At 73.4% G+C, this 15,651-nt stretch carries 16 protein-coding genes; 9 read left to right on the forward strand and 7 right to left on the reverse strand.

The window, feature by feature from the left end; translation table 11 throughout:
- Positions 1-118: 118 nt before the first annotated feature.
- Entirely contained in the window at positions 119-802 is a 684-nt protein-coding gene (locus ABWI07_RS30390) for an HAD family hydrolase (protein ID WP_353820621.1), read from the forward strand.
- A 39-nt stretch (positions 803-841) separates the two neighbouring features.
- Here the strand turns inward: ABWI07_RS30390 and ABWI07_RS30395 are convergent, their stop codons facing one another.
- Positions 842-1,537, reverse strand: a complete 696-nt coding sequence (locus tag ABWI07_RS30395; protein WP_353820623.1) for a hypothetical protein — start codon at positions 1,535-1,537, stop codon at positions 842-844.
- A gap of 1,171 nt (positions 1,538-2,708) precedes the next feature.
- On the opposite strand from ABWI07_RS30395, the gene ABWI07_RS30400 reads away from it, so the two are divergent.
- From ABWI07_RS30400 to ABWI07_RS30420, 5 genes are all read left to right on the forward strand, one after another.
- The gene (locus ABWI07_RS30400) at positions 2,709-3,041 is read left to right on the forward strand and encodes a hypothetical protein (protein ID WP_353820624.1); all 333 of its coding nucleotides are present in this window, start codon (positions 2,709-2,711) and stop codon (positions 3,039-3,041) included.
- Entirely contained in the window at positions 3,038-4,078 is a 1,041-nt protein-coding gene (locus ABWI07_RS30405) for a peptidoglycan-binding protein (protein WP_353820625.1), read from the forward strand. Before ABWI07_RS30400 ends, ABWI07_RS30405 begins: the two co-directional genes overlap by 4 nt.
- The gene (locus ABWI07_RS30410) at positions 4,075-4,785 is read left to right on the forward strand and encodes an ABC transporter ATP-binding protein (RefSeq protein WP_149264853.1); all 711 of its coding nucleotides are present in this window, start codon (positions 4,075-4,077) and stop codon (positions 4,783-4,785) included. The genes ABWI07_RS30405 and ABWI07_RS30410 overlap by 4 nt, the downstream gene beginning before the upstream one ends.
- Positions 4,782-5,963 (forward strand): ABC transporter permease, encoded by a 1,182-nt coding sequence (locus ABWI07_RS30415; protein WP_149264854.1) that lies wholly within the window; start codon positions 4,782-4,784, stop codon positions 5,961-5,963. The genes ABWI07_RS30410 and ABWI07_RS30415 overlap by 4 nt, the downstream gene beginning before the upstream one ends.
- 79 nt (positions 5,964-6,042) lie before the next feature.
- Entirely contained in the window at positions 6,043-6,405 is a 363-nt protein-coding gene (locus tag ABWI07_RS30420) for a hypothetical protein (RefSeq protein ID WP_149264855.1), read from the forward strand.
- A gap of 6 nt (positions 6,406-6,411) precedes the next feature.
- On the opposite strand, the gene efeU is transcribed toward ABWI07_RS30420, so the two are convergent.
- The 4 genes from efeU to ABWI07_RS30440 all read right to left on the reverse strand — a co-directional run bounded on the left by efeU (position 6,412) and on the right by ABWI07_RS30440 (position 9,726).
- Positions 6,412-7,275 carry an iron uptake transporter permease EfeU gene (gene efeU, locus ABWI07_RS30425; protein ID WP_149264856.1) on the reverse strand — a complete coding sequence of 288 codons (864 nt, stop codon included), beginning with the start codon at positions 7,273-7,275 and terminating at the stop codon, positions 6,412-6,414.
- A gap of 91 nt (positions 7,276-7,366) precedes the next feature.
- Positions 7,367-8,566 carry a ribonuclease D gene (locus tag ABWI07_RS30430; RefSeq protein WP_200842457.1) on the reverse strand — a complete coding sequence of 400 codons (1,200 nt, stop codon included), beginning with the start codon at positions 8,564-8,566 and terminating at the stop codon, positions 7,367-7,369.
- Positions 8,567-8,786: 220 nt separating this feature from the next.
- Positions 8,787-9,353: a DUF3000 domain-containing protein gene (locus tag ABWI07_RS30435; protein WP_353820626.1), complete on the reverse strand. Its 567-nt coding sequence runs from the start codon at positions 9,351-9,353 to the stop codon at positions 8,787-8,789.
- Between the two features lie 160 nt (positions 9,354-9,513).
- Positions 9,514-9,726, reverse strand: a complete 213-nt coding sequence (locus ABWI07_RS30440) for a hypothetical protein (protein ID WP_200842454.1) — start codon at positions 9,724-9,726, stop codon at positions 9,514-9,516.
- Positions 9,727-9,952: 226 nt separating this feature from the next.
- Between ABWI07_RS30440 and hemE the strand changes: the two genes are divergently transcribed.
- Positions 9,953-10,969: a uroporphyrinogen decarboxylase gene (gene hemE / locus ABWI07_RS30445; protein ID WP_200842458.1), complete on the forward strand. Its 1,017-nt coding sequence runs from the start codon at positions 9,953-9,955 to the stop codon at positions 10,967-10,969.
- Here hemE and ABWI07_RS30450 read toward each other — a convergent pair.
- Together ABWI07_RS30450 and ABWI07_RS30455 are read right to left on the reverse strand one after the other, a co-directional pair.
- Positions 10,966-11,943 (reverse strand): DUF4349 domain-containing protein, encoded by a 978-nt coding sequence (locus ABWI07_RS30450; protein ID WP_353820628.1) that lies wholly within the window; start codon positions 11,941-11,943, stop codon positions 10,966-10,968. The two genes, hemE and ABWI07_RS30450, sit on opposite strands and share 4 nt — an antisense overlap.
- A 97-nt stretch (positions 11,944-12,040) precedes the next feature.
- Entirely contained in the window at positions 12,041-13,156 is a 1,116-nt protein-coding gene (locus ABWI07_RS30455) for a hypothetical protein (RefSeq protein WP_353820629.1), read from the reverse strand.
- A gap of 129 nt (positions 13,157-13,285) precedes the next feature.
- Between ABWI07_RS30455 and hemG the strand changes: the two genes are divergently transcribed.
- Complete coding sequence (gene hemG / locus ABWI07_RS30460) at positions 13,286-14,719, forward strand: protoporphyrinogen oxidase (RefSeq protein ID WP_149264862.1); 1,434 nt, start codon at positions 13,286-13,288, stop codon at positions 14,717-14,719.
- Positions 14,716-15,414: a hydrogen peroxide-dependent heme synthase gene (hemQ, locus tag ABWI07_RS30465; protein ID WP_149264863.1), complete on the forward strand. Its 699-nt coding sequence runs from the start codon at positions 14,716-14,718 to the stop codon at positions 15,412-15,414. Before hemG ends, hemQ begins: the two co-directional genes overlap by 4 nt.
- The last annotated feature ends 237 nt before the right edge of the window (positions 15,415-15,651 follow it).

The raw sequence follows: 15,651 nt of genomic DNA on the forward strand, positions 1-15,651 counted from the left end.
ACCGACGATCCGCCCTCAAACCAAGCCCGGGCGGCGCCGCGGCCCGTCCAGCGTCAGCGAACTGCTGAGCGGGAGCTCTCAGCGCGTCCAGAACCGTCGGGCGTCCTAGTCTCCAGACATGATCGAGGCTGTCCTGTGGGACGTCGACGACACGCTCTTCGACTTCACCGGCTCGGAACGCGCCGGACTGCTGCACCACTTCGAGGCGGAAGGTCTTCCCTCCGACCAGGCCGCCTTGGACCGGTGGCACCAGATCACCACGAGCGAGTACCGGCGTCTCGCGGCCGGTGAGCTGACCTACGAGCAACAACGCCGTACGCGAGTCCGCAGGTTCGTGGACCGTCCGCTGAGCGACACCGAGGCGGACGCCTGGTACGACCGGTACGAGGCGCTTTTTGAAGCGGCCTGGTCAGCGTTCCCCGACGTGGCCGCGGCCTTGGACGCCCTTCCTCACCGGAAGGGGATCCTGTCCAACTCCAGTACCGTCCACCAGGAGCGCAGGCTGACGGCACTGGGCCTGCGCCACCATTTCGAAGTGCTCCTCTGCTCCGACCGGCTCGGCCGCGCGAAACCGGACCCCGCGGCATTCCAGGCCGCCTGCACCGCCCTGAACCTGCCTCCCACCGCAGTCGCCTACGTCGGCGACAAACTCGACATCGACGCCGTAGGCGCCCACAACGCAGGCCTCCACGCCATCTGGCTGGACCGAGCGGAAACGGCGACCCCGACGCCGACCGGCATACACCGCATCTCAACCCTCAACGAACTGCCTATGGCTCTGGCCGCGCACCGTGGATCCTGAGTCAGGCAGGGGCAACGGCCTCACGTCGAGACCGACCCTTCAGGAGATCGGCACGTACCAGCGCTCACGGCCCTCCTGCGAGAGCCGGAACCGCTCCGGATCCCGGAGGCAGGCCTTCAGCAGCCCGTCCGCCGCCTTGTCGTCCAGGTCATCGGGAACTTCGAACCCCTGGAACGCCACTCGACCGACCCCGGCACGGAACCGGTACTTGTACTCCTCCTCGCCCACGTAGGTCAGTGCTATGCGCCCGTCCCATTCGAGTCCGAATTCGAACGGTGCATGCCGGGTGGGAAAGCGGATCCGATGATCGGCGACCGAGTCATGGCCGAGCAGGTAGATGTGGAAGGCGAAGTCGTCCCAGTCCTCGATCTCGTCCACTTCGTCGAGGCCGTCGACATGGAAGGCGCGGCCGGTCAGCGCGTCGAAATCCAGCGGCTCGTCCGGAGATCCCGCGACGAAACCCCGGGCGGCGCTGATGGTGCAACTGTGGTAGTTGCACCAGACGATCTTCGCCTCGAAGTCCGGCCCGTCTTCGGAGTCTTCGTCCTCCTCGCGACCGGGCGAGTCCTCCGCGTCGTAGTCGGCACTCTCCAACTCGAAGACGAACCGCAGGCCGGACTCGGGGTCCAGCCGGCCCTTCCAGGCGAACTCCTCGATCCTGTGCCCGCCAGGCCACGGATTCCCCGGAAACCAGATCCGATCATCCTTCGCCGACAGGGTCGTGCTCCCGTCCACCGCACCCCTCCAATGCACTCGCGACCACGGTTCTACAGCCTGGGGGTGACACACGAAGAAGACGACCAGGTGACGGCTACGGTCGACAGTTCGGCGATGAGGACACCCACTGCCGTGCTGACCGCGACGCGCCCGTACACCCGGCACAACAGAGGACGCCGCCGCCGATGAACCCCGTCCAGGCACAGCACACGTAGATCCACACGCTGACGGAGACCGAATCGGTGTGCTGGTGCGACATCGCGTAGGCGAGAAGCGCGAAGAGGCCCATCCCGGCGACCCCGGCCACCAACTGCGGCACCGGACGGCGAGCAGGTAGGGCCAACCACCCGTGACCAGGATCCCCACCGTCGCCCTGAACGCCGTGATGGGGCCGGGCAAGGCCCGCGCGACCGCCCTCGCCAGCAGCACCACCATGACGCGCCCGCGCCCGCGCCCCCGCTCGGCGAACCGCCGCAACTCCGCCGCAGTCGCCGGTCCACAGCACTCAGCCGGCTAATCAGATCGCCCTGCCCGCCCTGAGGGATGCCGGGGCCGGGACTGCCGTGGAGGGACGGGACTTCTGGCGAGCGGCGCAGGACCGCGGGGCCCTTGCCAGGGACACGCACCGCCGAATGCGAGAGCTGGCCTCCCTGCCGAACGGTGACCAAGCGACCGAGCGGTTCCGCCAGGAACCCAGAGACTCGGCCGCCAACCTCAGAAAGGCCAGAGCAGGCCTGGCCGAATACATCAGGACCGCCTTCCCGCCCGGCAACTTGAGCCCGTGACGTCCCCGTTCACCTGCAATTCCGCTCTCCCACTCGGCGGCATGCATCGCCCCCGGCCGGCTCGTCGATAGCCGAAGGGCCACAAAAGAACTGCTCTGGGCGCCATGCCTCGACGCCGACCCCTCCGATCGCCGGAACGCCGCAGGTCAGGAGGGGCTAATGCGGGTTTAACCCTCTGGGGGCTCTTATGGGGCCTTGCTGGGGCGCGGTGCCCCGGGGAGACGAGGGTCGGCATGAGGGTTTGGGGTTTGGGTGTTGCGGCGGTGCTCCTGTTGGGAGGGCTCGCCGGGTGCGGGGACGACGAGGGGAGCGGGGTCGCCAGTGTCGGGGGGGCGGCTGCGGCCTCCGCTTCGCCCAGTAAGTCGGTCTCGGCGGAGGACGCCAGGCTCAAGTTCGCGCAGTGCATGCGGGAGAACGGGGTCGACATGCCCGATCCCGGCAGCGGGGACGGGCAGGCGTGGCGGCTGGCGAAGGGCGGCGACCGCACGAAGCTGAAGACGGCGATGGAGAAGTGCCGGTCGTGGCTTCAGGCGGGCGGGGAGCTGCCCGATCTCAAGGACCCGAAGGTCCGCGACCAGTACGTGAAGTTCGCGCAGTGCATGCGCGAGCACGGGGTCGACATTCCGGACCCGGGTCCCGACGGGAAGATCCAGATGCCCCGCAAGTGGGTCGACCGGGGACAGGCGGAGAAGGCGCGCGAGGCGTGCAAGGCCAGCCTGCCGGGGGCCGGCAAGTGAGGCGGGTCGTGGTCGCGGGCGGGGTCGCCGTCGCCGCCGTGGTGGCGGTCGGCGGCGCCGCCGTGTGGTCGCGGGACGGCAGCGAGGCGCAGGGGGCGCAGGCCCCGCTGGCGACGGCGGTGGTGAGTCGGGGCGATCTCGTAGATACCGAGAAGGTGGACGGGAAGCTCACCTACGACGGTGTCCGGGACGTGTGGACGGGGGCGTCCGGCGTCGTGACCTGGGTGCCGGCGGAGGGCGCGACCGTGGGGCGTGGGGAGACGCTTCTCTCGGTCGCGGGCAAGCCTGTGACGCTGATGTACGGCGGCAGGCCCATGTACCGGACGCTGCGGAGCGGTTCCTCTGGCAAGGACGTCCGGCAGCTGGAGGAGAACCTGCGGGCTCTCGGGTACGGCGGCCTGACCGTGGACGAGGAGTTCACCGGAGCTACGGAGGCCGCCGTCGAGGAGTGGCAGGACGATCGGGGGCTCAACGAAACGGGGACGGTCGACCCTGGTCAGGTCGTGTTCCTCAGCGGGGCCGTGCGGGTCCGGGAGGTCAAGGCGCCCGAGGGGAAGCGGGCCGTCCAGGGGCAGCCCGTCCTGACGGTCGCCGGGACGAAACGGGTCGTGCACGTCGATCTGGACGCCGACAAGCAGGATCTCGCGAAGAAGGGCGCGGGGGTGACGGTGGAGCTGCCCGGCGGGGCGACCGTGAAGGGGAAGATCAGCAAGGTCGGCGGCGTCGCCGAGACGACCGGGTCGGGGCAGGACCAGAAGACCACGGTCGGGGTCGACATCTCGCTCGGGAACGCCAAGACGGGGCGGCTGGACGAGGCGCCGGTCAGCGTCGAGCTGGAGAGCGAGCGGCGCGAAGGGGTGCTGTCGGTGCCGGTCGAGGCGCTGCTCGCGCTGCGGGAGGGCGGCTTCGGCGTCGAGGTCGCCGACGGGTCGAGGCGCCTGCTGCCCGTGAAGGTCGGGGCGTTCGGCGGCGGACGCGTCGAGGTCTCCGGGAGCGGGCTCCGCGAGGGCATGAAGGTCGGGGTGCCCGCCGAATGAAGGGCTTCGACGACAGGGGCGCGAACATCGTGGAGCTGGCCGGGGTGGCCAAGGAGTACGCGGGCGGCGTCGCGGCGCTGCGGGGCGTCGACCTGGTGATCGCGCCGGGGGAGCGGGCGGCGATCGTCGGGCCGTCCGGGTCGGGCAAGTCGACGCTGCTGCACATGATCGGGACGCTGGACCGGCCGACCCGGGGCAGCGTGCGGGTCGCCGGGCACGAGGTCGCGGAGCTCGCGGACCGGGAGCTGTCGGCGCTGCGGGCGCGGCACATCGGGTTCGTGTTCCAGCAGTTCCACCTGGCCGCGGGGGTGAGCGCCCTCGACAACGTCGCCGACGGGCTCCTCTACAGCGGGGTCGGGCTGCGGGAGCGGCGGGAGCGGGCGCGGGCGGCGCTCGAACGCGTCGGGCTGGGGGAGCGGGCGGGGCACCGGCCGCACCAGCTGTCGGGCGGCGAGCAGCAGCGGGTCGCGGTCGCGCGGGCGGTCGTGGGCGAGCCCGACCTGCTGCTCGCGGACGAGCCGACCGGCAACCTCGACTCCGCCGCGGGAGCCGGCGTGCTCGCGCTGCTGGACGAGCTGAACCGCGCGGGCACCACCGTCGTGGTCATCACGCATGACGCGGAGGTCGCGGCCCGTGCGCCGCGCCGGGTCCGGATCCGGGACGGCGAGATCGTCGCGGACGAGCGGGCGGGGGTGGGGAGCCGATGAGGCCCGCGCGGCTCGGCGCGGGCGACGTCCTGCGCGTGGGGCTCGGCGGGCTCAGGGCCCGGCCCGCGCGGGTCGTGCTGTCGGCCCTCGGCATCGCGATCGGCATCGCGACGATGGTCGCCGTCATCGGGATCTCCTCCTCCAGCAGGGAGGACCTCATGCAGCGGCTCGACCGGCTCGGCACCAACCTGCTGACGGCCAAGCCGGGGGACACCCTGTTCGGCGAGAAGGCGGAGCTGCCCGAGACGGCCCCGGAGATGGTGCGCCGGATCGCGCCGGTCACGGCGGTCGGTGCGACCGGGTCGGTGGAGGCCACCGTCCGCCGCACCGACAGGATCCCGGAGGAGGTCACGCAGGGCATCGCCGTGCAGGCCGCCACGAGCGGGCTGCTCGGCACCCTGGACGTGGCGCCGGCGAGCGGGCGCCGGCTCGACGCGGCCACCGAAGGGCGTCCCGTCGTGGTGCTCGGCTCGGAGGCGGCGCGGCGGCTCGGCCTGGACCGGGCGGGCGGGCAGGTGTGGATCGGCGGCCGGTGGTTCGTCGTCCTCGGCGTGCTGCGGCCCGCGGAGCTGGCGCCGGAGATCGACCGCTCCGCCCTCGTCGGCTGGGACGCCGCGCGCCGCTACCTCGGCTTCGACGGGCACCCCACGACGATCTACGAGCGGTCCACGGACGCCTCCGTCGACGACGTCCGCGACGTCCTCGCCCGGACGGTCAACCCCGAGCGCCCCGAGGAGGTCGAGGTCAGCCGCCCCTCCGACGCGCTGGAGGCGCGGGCCGCGGCGTCCGGCGCGTTCACCGGGCTGCTGCTCGGGCTCGGCGCCGTCGCGCTGCTGGTCGGCGGGGTCGGGGTCGCCAACACGATGGTGATCTCGGTGCTGGAGCGGCGCCGCGAGATCGGGCTGCGCCGGTCGCTCGGGGCCACCCGCGGCCAGATCCGCCTCCAGTTCGTCGCCGAGTCGCTGCTGCTGTCGGCGTTCGGGGGCGCGGCCGGGGTCGTGCTCGGCGCGGCGGTGACGACCGGGTTCGCGCTGTGGAAGGGGTGGCCGCCGGTCGTGCCGGTCTGGGCGCTCGGCGGCGCGCTCGCCGCGACCCTGGCGATCGGGACGGTCGCCGGCCTGTACCCGGCGATGCGGGCGGCGCGGCTGCCGCCGACGGCGGCGCTGGCGACCGCGTGAAGTCTGGTCACGATCCGGCACATCGGTGCATGATTGGGGCGGCGACGTCGACCCGCCTGGGGGAGGTGCCACAACCGCCATGCCGGTGCCACGCCCGCTCCGCGAGCGCTGCAGGGAGTTCCTCGGAATCGACGATGAGATCCGCTACATCTTCCCCGCGATGACCTACGGCGGCGGCGCCGGGTTCATCTTCGTCGTCACCGGCGACCAGGTCGCGGTGATCTCCACCGGCTCGCTGAGCCGCAGCACCCCGAAGAGCATCTGGGGCAGCTACCCGCGCGGCACGAGGATCGGGCCGGTGGAGACGGGCGTCGGCGCGTCGTTCGAGTTCGCGGGCGCCGTGTTCGAGCTGGACGACGAGTACGTCCCGGTCGTCAACGCCGCCGACGCGGAGATCTTCGCCCGGGACAGCCTGCCCCGCGACCCGCTGCCCGACCTCTGACCTGCGTCAGGACGTCGGCGCCGGCTCGGTGGCCTTGGCCGGGGCGGGCTTGGACGGCGACGGGCTGCGCAGGAACAGCACCATCACCGGCACCAGGTAGAGCGCCCACATGACCAGCTGGAGCCAGGTGATCTGCGGGGTGACGTTGAGGACGCCCTGGAAGACGGTCTGCATCCAGTCGCCGGCGCCGCCGAACTTGGCGAAGAAGGCGTGCGGCTCCAGCGCGACCGAGTTGATGCCGGGGAACACCTCCGCCTCCTGCAGGTCGTGGAAGCCGTAGCCGAACACGCCGGCGGCGACGACGATGAGCGCGGCGCCCGTCCAGGTGAAGAACCGCTTCAGGTTGATCTTGAGACCGCCGCGGTACAGCAGGTAGCCGAGCGCGACGGCGACGGCGAGGCCGAGGACCGCCCCGATGATCGGCTCGGTGGACCCGCTGGAGGAGTTGGAGATGTTCGTCCACAGGAACAGCGCGGTCTCCAGCCCCTCGCGCCCGACCGCGAGGAACGCGACGGCGGCGAGGGCGAGCGGCCCGACGTCGAGCGCGCCCTCCAGCCGGCCCTCCAGTTCGGCCTTCATGAACCGGGCGGTCTTGCGCATCCAGAAGACCATCCAGGTGACCAGGCCCACCGCGATGATCGACAGGATGCCGCCGAAGAGCTCCTGGGTCTTGAACTGCATCTCCGACGACGCGGCGCTCAGCGCGATCCCGAAGCCGCACGCCAGGACGACGGCGGCGCCGATGCCCGTCCAGACGGGCAGCAGGGCCTGGCGGTTGCCGGTCTTCACCAGGTACGCGATCAGGATGCTCACGACCAAGGCGGCCTCGAGCCCCTCACGCAGGCCGATGAGGAAGTTGCCCAGTAGCATCGACGCACTCCTCGGGGATCGCACGGGCTTGTTTAGGCAAAGCTAACCTAAGCCAGTGTGTGCCCCGCAGCCGCCCCCGTGCAAGTGCCGACTAAAGCTCGCCCTTGCTTTCGAGGCGGAGGAACGCCTTGGCGATCGGCTGGGCGATGAGCCCCACCTGCCAGTCGCGGGCGCCGAGGCCGCGCAGGGCGGCGCCGATCGCGGACGCCGACGACTCCGCCGGCGGCGTCCAGGCCAGCCGGCGGACGTAGTCGGGCTGCACGAGGTTCTCCGACGGCATCGAGTGCTCGTCGGCGAGCGCGGCGACGACGGCGCGGGCGGCGGTGAGCCGCTTGGCGGCCTCCGGGTCGCGGTCGGCCCAGCGGTGCGCGGGCGGCGGCCCGTCGCCGGGCAGGTTGGACGCCGGCAGCCCGCGCTCGCCGAGCTCACGGGCCCGGGTGACGGCGCGCAGCCACGCCGACTGGTGCCGGCGGGCGCCGCGGCCCCGCATCGTCGGCAGGGCCTGGAGCTCGGCGGGGGTCTTCGGGGCCTTCTGCGCCAGCTCGATGATCGCGGCGTCCTGGAGCACCCGGCCGGGGGACAGGTCCCGCTCGCGGGCGATCTTGTCGCGCGCCTCCCAGAGCTCGCGGACGGTGGCGAGCGCCCGCCGGTTGCGCACCCGGTGGATGCCGGACGTGCGGCGCCACGGGTCGGCGCGCGGCGGCTTCGGCGGCGTGGTCAGGATGGCGGCGAACTCCTCCAGCGCCCACTCCAGCTTGCCCGCCGCCTCCAGCTCCTCCTGGAGGACGTCGCGCAGCTCGACCAGCAGTTCGACGTCCAGCGCGGCGTAGCGCAGCCAGTCCTCGGGGAGGGGGCGGGTCGACCAGTCGGCGGCCGAGTAGCCCTTCTCCAGCACGAAGCCGAGCACGTTCTCGACCATGGAGCCGAGGCCGACCCGCGGGTAGCCGAGCAGCCGCCCGGCCAGCTCGGTGTCGAAGAGCCGGCGCGGCACGAGGCCGACTTCGGCCAGGCACGGCAGGTCCTGGTTGGCGGCGTGCAACACCATCTCGGTGTCGGCGAGCGCGGCGTCCAGCGCGGACAGGTCGGGGAGGGCGACCGGGTCGATCAGCGCGGTGCCGGCGCCGGCGCGGCGCATCTGGATCAGGTAGGCGCGCTGCCCGTAGCGGTAGCCGGAGGCGCGCTCGGCGTCGACCGCGACCGGGCCGGTGCCCGCGGCGAACGCCGCGATGACGCGGTCCAGGTCGGCGGCGGTGGTGAGCACCGGCGGGACGCCCTCGCGCGGCTCCAGCAGCGGGACGGCGGGGGGACCGGTGTCGGCCTCCGTGCTCGTCTGGCCGAGGCCGGGCCCGGCCGTCCCGGGAACTGTCCCGGTAGGGGTCGCCGCCGTGTTCTCCGCACCGGCGCCCTGCTCGGGACCGGTCGCGCGCGTTTCGGACACTCCCACTTCTTCCGTGTTCTCCCCCGCCGTCTCGGTTTCGGACGCTGTGCTCACGCCCCCTACCGTACGTCGCTCAGCCGCCCCCGCCGCCCGGACGGTCCGGCAGCGCGGCGACGCCGGTCGGCGGCAGCCCCGCCGTGGTGCACATCACCTCGCACCAGGCCAGCACGTGGGCGGTCAGATCCTCCCCCGTGGGGGACCACGAGGCCCGCAGCTCCAGCTCCGTGGTGGACGGCTCGTCGCGCTTGTCGCCGAAGCTCTCCGACACCGCGCGGGTGATCGTCCCGGACACCGCGGCGTAGCCGGCGGGCTCCAGGGCCTCGAGCAGCCAGTCCCACGCGACGGAGCCGATCAGCTCGTCGGCGGCGATCTCGGGCTCCAGGTCGGCGCGGATGTAGGCGACGACGCGAAAGCCGTTCGTCCAGCCGGGGCGGCCTTCGGGGTCGTACAGCACGATGAGGCGGCCCATGGCGACCTCGGTGTCGTCGTCGCGGTAGACGCTGCCGGACATGGCCGCCGCGTACGGCGCGAGGCTCTGCGGGGCGGGCATGTCCTCGAGGTCGAGCTCCGGCCGGAGGGCGGGCCCGTCGAGGATCTCGCGCAGCGTGTCGACGGCCCGCTGGAAGGCAGGTGGGTTCATGGGTGGACCGGCCTGATCGCGGGGGATGGACGGGTCGCGGGGGGCGGGCTCGGCGGGCTCGGGTCGGTGCTGCTGGGATGTGCCGCCGCAGGGGGCGACGGGAGGGCGCGGAGGGGACACAGGCACGGCACAGGTGGTTTCGTTTCGGGGGCCGGGCCGTTCAGGCCACGGCCCGCACGGTGGCGGCGCGGCCGGGCGCCGGGGCGGTCTCGGAGGTCCGGCCGGGGGCCGGGGCGGCGGCGCCGGGCGGCAGGCCGACCAGGACGGCGGAGCCGCAGTCGACGCAGGCCCGCTCGGGGCACTCCTCGCCGTGCCCGTCCTCGCACGGCGGCAGCTCGAACTCGCGTTCATCACCGCAGGTGAAGCAGTACAAGGGGGAACCTCCCTCGGCTATGACACGCATCACGTTCGCACGCGCCGGTGACAGAATGCGGGACTTCGCTCGGCGTGTCCGGAAGTTCGTTGCGCCTCACCCGCCACTCCGGTGCTCCCCCATCCGCTTTTCGTGGGACCATCACAACGTGACCGCTGACGCAGCCCGTTCGAACGACCACCCTGCGCGCACGCCTGACAACGGCGGCCTCGCCGAGAGCCCCTTCCTGCTGGCCTGCCGCCGCCGGCCGGTGCCGCACACGCCCGTGTGGTTCATGCGCCAGGCGGGCCGCTCGCTGCCGGAGTACCTGCGGGTCCGCGAGGGCGTCCCGATGCTGGAGTCGTGCACCCGCCCGGACATGGTCGTGGAGATCACGATGCAGCCGGTGCGGCGGTACGCGGTGGACGCGGCGATCTTCTACAGCGACATCATGGTGCCGCTCAGGGCCGTCGGCGTCGACCTCGACATCAAGCCCGGCGTCGGGCCGGTCATCGCCGATCCTATCCGGGACGCGGCGGGCCTGGACGCCCTGCGCCCCCTCGTCCCCGACGACGTCCCGTACGTGACCGAGGCCGTCGAGGGCCTGGTCGGCGAGCTGGGCGGCACGCCGCTGATCGGTTTCGCGGGGGGCCCGTTCACGCTCGCCTCGTATCTGATCGAGGGCGGCCCGTCCAAGAACCACGAGCGCACCAAGGCGATGATGTACGGCGAGCCGGAGCTGTGGGACCGGCTCATGGAGCGGCTGGCCGACCTCACGATCGCGTTCCTGAAGGTGCAGATCGCGGCCGGCGCGAGCGCCGTGCAGGTCTTCGACTCCTGGGTGGGCGCGGTCGCCGCGCAGGACTACCGCGAGTCCGTCCTGCCGCACGCCCGCCGCATCTTCGCCGAGATCGAGCCGCTCGGCGTCCCGCGCATCCACTTCGGCGTCGGGACGGGCGAACTGCTCGGCCTGATGGGCGAGGCCGGGGCCGACGTCGTCGGCGTCGACTGGCGGGTGCCGCTCGACGAGGCCGTCAGCCGCGTCGAGCCGGGCAAGGCGCTGCAGGGCAACCTCGACCCGGCGATCCTCTTCGCGCCGTGGGAGACCGTGGAGCGCCGGGCCCGCGACGTGCTGGCCCGCGGCCGCACGGCCGAGGGGCACATCTTCAACCTGGGCCACGGCGTCCTGCCGTCCATCGATCCGGACGTGCTGGCCCGCCTCGCGGACCTCGTCCACGAGGCGAGCACCGAGGACCCGCGCTAGGCGGGCGGCCGGGGCCCTTCCGGGGGCTCCTCGCCCGCGCCGACCGCGGCCTTCGCGTTCTCCGGCTCCGGGGTCTTCCCCGGCTCCGGCGCGGCGTCGTCCGCGGCGCGGGCGCGCCGCCGCCGCCGGAGGGCCAGGAGCGGGAGCCCGACCACGGCGGCCGTGACGAGGAACGGCAGCAGCCAGCCCAGCACGGCGGCGACGCCGCCGACGAACGCGGTGAACGCGTGCCAGCCGCTCTGGAGCCCGCCGACGAACCCGCCGCGCGGCTCGTCCTTCTCGGGCGGCGGGGCCTTGGTCACGACGGTCACGGTCACCGTCGCGAACTGCGTGCGGTTGGCAAGCGCCTTCTGGCGCGCCTGGAGCGCCTCCAGGTCGGCCTCCCGCTGGGAGATCTCCTGCTCGATGCTCATGATCTCGCTGACGGAGCCCGCCCGGTCGAGCAGCTTGCGGAACGTCTCCAGCGTGGCCTTCGCGGACCGCACCCGCGCGTCGACGTCGGCGACCTCGCCGGTGACGTCCTCGGCCTCCTGGCTGAGCGACAGCTTGGTGCCGAGCTCGGTGCCGAGCCGGCCGAGCACCTCGGCGTACCGCTCGCTCGGGATCTTGAGCGCGATCTCCGAGCGGGCGGGCTCGCTCGACGTCGACTCCCGTTCGACGTAGCCGCCCGCCGCGGCGACCAGCTGCTTGGCCTTGGCGGCGGCGGCCTCCACGTTCCCGGCCCTGACCCGCAGGGCGGCGGTGTGGACGACCTCGCGCCCGGTCGGCAGCGGCGCCTGCGCCCGCTGCTTGGCGCCGCCCTGGGGGGCGCCCTCCGCGCGCTGGGCGCCGCCCGGGAGGGCCGGCGCCGTGGCCGCGCCCCGCGGCGCGGAGTCCGACGCCCCGGACGAGTGGTCGCCGCCCCCGCAGGCGGCCACGATCCCGGCCATCGGCAGGACGACCAGTGCGCAGGTGATGCTCCTGACGTTCCGCATGCGGCTTGGACGATGTGCCGCATATCACCGTTCCTCGGGACGGATCGCGATCCGGGCACGAAGCGGGCACGCGCCGATCACGGGTCGCCGGTGCCGGTCAGGGGCCGTCGGTGAGGACGACGGGCCCGCCGATGTCGACGGTTCCGAGCGTCCACAGGGCGCCCGTGCCGGGGACGACGGCGAGCGCGCTCGCGTAGAAGTTCTTCCGGTTCGGCACGGCGGTGGCCGGGACCCGCTCCCAGGTCCCGCCGCTGTAGCGGATCAGGCCCGGCTTCGCCGGCTCGTCGAGCGAGTGCCCGATGGCCCACAGCGTCCCGTCTCCGCCTTCGGCGATCCTGGTGAGCGCGTTGAGACCGGGCGGGGTCGTGACGCCCGTCCAGGCCGTGCCGTCCCAGTGCATCAGGACGGGCGTGGCCGGGGACGTGCGGTAGCTGATGCCGGTGGCCCAGGCGTCGGTGGGGGAGAGGGCGAGCATGTCGGTGAAGCCGGTCCCCGGCACGGGCTCGTGCACGGGGACGGTCTGCCAGGACCGCCCGTCCCAGTGCCGCGCCGCGAGCGTCTCGTCGGTCGCGGACGCGGTGCCGAGCACCCAGATGTCGTCGTCCGCCCGGATGTAGGACGTGTGCTGCCGGATGTCCGGGAGCGTGGTGATGAGCGCCCAGGTGTCGCCCGTCCGGCGGTAGAAGCCGGTGTCGGTCGCGACCCGGACGCCGCCGGCGCTCGCCTGGAGGTTCGCGCTGCGGGCTCCGGACGGCAGCGCCACCTGCTCGAACCGGGAGCCGGTGAAGTGCGCCGCGTAGGGGACCGGCGCCCCGTCGCCCGAGCCGTACTTCGGGCCGCTGATCCACACGTCCTCGGGGGCGACCGCGTCGACGTCGGTGATGGTGCCGCGGCTGGACAGGCCCTGGAGGTCGTACTCGACCCAGCTCCCGCCCTTCCAGCGCCGGACGACGGGATTGCCGGGGATGCTCTGCCCGGTCCCGGGGATCGGGCCGGGGATCACCAGTTCTCCCTGGTTCCCGGCGATCCAGACGCTGTCGGGCGAGGCGGCGGCGACGTCGTAGAGGCTGTTGTTCGGCCAGAAGAACGGCAGCGGGACCGGCGTGAAGTCGCCGCGTTCGGCGGCCGAGGCGGGGGTGGCCGCCCCGCCGATCGCGAGCGCGCCGGCCGCGAGGACCGCCGCGGCCCGGGTGGAGGTCGTCCGAGGGATCATGTCTGCCAGTATTCACTGGCGAGGTTCGGAGATCTTGTCATCTCGGCGACAAAAACCCGGGCGGCGCGAGTGCCGCAGTTCACGTCGACCCGGTGCGCGATCCGGCGGGGCGTCTGGGAGGCTGGAGGCATGACCACGTCCCATGCGGTTGTCGTCGGGGGCGGCATCGCGGGCCTCGCCGCCGCGCGCGTGCTCGTCCGGGAGGGCGTCCGGGTGACGGTCCTGGAGGGGTCCCCCCTGATCGGCGGGAAGCTGCGGGTCAGCGAGATCGCCGGGATCCCGGTGGACGAGGGCGCCGAGTCGATGCTCGCCCGCCGTCCCGAGGGACTCGACCTCGTGCGCGACCTCGGCCGCTCCGGCGACCTCGTGAACCCCGGCACCACATCCTCGGGCATCCTCAGCCGCGGCGCGGTGCGGCCGATCCCGTCCGGCCAGGTCATGGGCGTGCCGTCCGACCTGAAGGCGCTCGCCGCCTCGCACGTGCTCTCGCCCGCCGGGCTGGCGCGCGTGCCCCTCGACCTCGTGCTGCCGGAGACCCCGCGGGGCGCGGACGTGTCCGTCGCCGACTACATCGGCGCCCGCCTCGGCGCCGAGGTCGTCGACCGGCTCGTCGAGCCGCTGCTCGGCGGGGTCTACGCGGGCCGGGCCGAGCTGCTGTCGTTCGAGTCCACGCTGCCCGCCGTCGCCGCCGCCGCGCGCACCCACCGGTCTTTGATCCACGCCGTCCAGGGCATCAGGGACGCCGCGCCGCAGAACCCCGGCCCGGTGTTCGCCACGCTGCCGGACGGGCTCGGCACGCTCCCGCACCTGGTCGCCGCCGACATCGCCGAAGCCGGGGGGACGATCAGGACCGGGGCCATGGTCCGCGGGCTGCGCCGCCGCGAGGACGGCTGGCGGCTCACCGTGGGCCCCGCCCGCGACCCCGAGCACCTCGACGCCGACGCGGTGGTCGTGGCGGTCCCGGCGGCCCCGGCGGCCCGGCTGCTGGAGCCGGACGTCCCCGCCGCGGCGCGCGAGCTGGCCGGCATCGAGTACGCCAGCATGGCGATCATCACCCTCGCGTACCGGGCCACCGCGTTCCCGCGGCTCCCGGAGGGCAGCGGCTACCTCGTCCCGAACGTGGAGTGCGACACCGCCCGCGGCGGGCGCGGGGTCAAGGCCGTCACGTTCAGCTCGCTGAAATGGCCGCACCTGCGCGACCGCGACCCGGGCGTCATCGCGGTGCGCTGCTCCATCGGGCGGTACGGCGAGGAGCACACGCTCCAGCGGACCGACGAGGAGCTCACGGCGACCGCCATGGCCGAGCTCGCCGCGACGTCCGGCGTCACCGAGCTGCCGATCGAGACCCGGGTGACCCGGTGGGGCGGCGGCCTTCCCCAGTACAACGTGGGCCACGCCGACCGCGTGGCCAAGGTCCGGGCCGCGGTCGCCGGCGCGCCGGGGCTGGCCGTCGCGGGCGCCGCCTACGACGGCCTCGGCATCCCCGCGTGCATCGCCACCGCGCGCGCGGCGGCGATCCGGGTGCTGGACCATTTGCGCAGTCGAGAAGGAGTTGGACCATGACGGAGCAGGCGGCCAAGCCGAAGGCGCGCGAACTCAACAACGTGATCCGCTACACCATGTGGTCGGTGTTCCGGGTCGCGAACCCCGGGACGGTAGGCGAGCGGGAGGCGGCGGAGGTCCAGGACCTCCTCGACCAGGCCGCCCAGAAGGACGTCACCACGCGCGGCGCCTACGACGTCGCCGGCCTGCGCGCGGACGCCGACTACATGTTCTGGTGGCACGCGCCCACCTCCGACGACCTCCAGGAGGTCTACACCCGGTTCCGGCGGACGGCGCTGGGCCGGGCGAGCGAGCCGGTGTGGTCGCAGATGGCGCTGCACCGCCCGGCGGAGTTCAACAAGAGCCACATCCCCGCGTTCCTCGCCGACGAGGAGCCGCGCGCCTACGTGTGCGTGTACCCGTTCGTCCGCTCGTACGAGTGGTACCTGCTGCCGGACGACGAGCGCCGCGCGATGCTCGCCGAGCACGGGAAGATGGCCCGCGACTACCCCGACGTCCGGGCCAACACGGTGTCGTCGTTCGCGCTCGGCGACTACGAGTGGATGCTGGCGTTCGAGGCCGACGAGCTCCACCGCATCGTCGACCTGATGCGGCACCTGCGGGGCGCGAGGGCGCGCCTGCACACCCGCGAGGAGGTGCCTTTCTACACAGGTCGCCGCAAGCCGGTCGCCGAGCTGGTCGCCGGGCTGGCCTAGCGGGGCTCATCACGCCGAATCGTGCGTCGGGCGGGGGCGGCCGGCAGTAAAGTGCCGTCCGTGACCAAGTCTCCCGCCCGGCACGCCCGCGGCCGGCACGCCCGGCCGCCGTCCGAGTTCACGGTCCGCCTGCACCGCATGACCGCGTCCCTGGCCGGCTCCCGCCGCCGCCGGGCGGCCGCCGCCGGCACGCTGACCGCGGCCGCCGCGGTGCTCGCGGCCGCCGCGCTGGCGCTG

This window comes from Actinomadura sp. NPDC000600 (assembly GCF_040492135.1).
GTDB lineage: Bacteria > Actinomycetota > Actinomycetes > Streptosporangiales > Streptosporangiaceae > Spirillospora.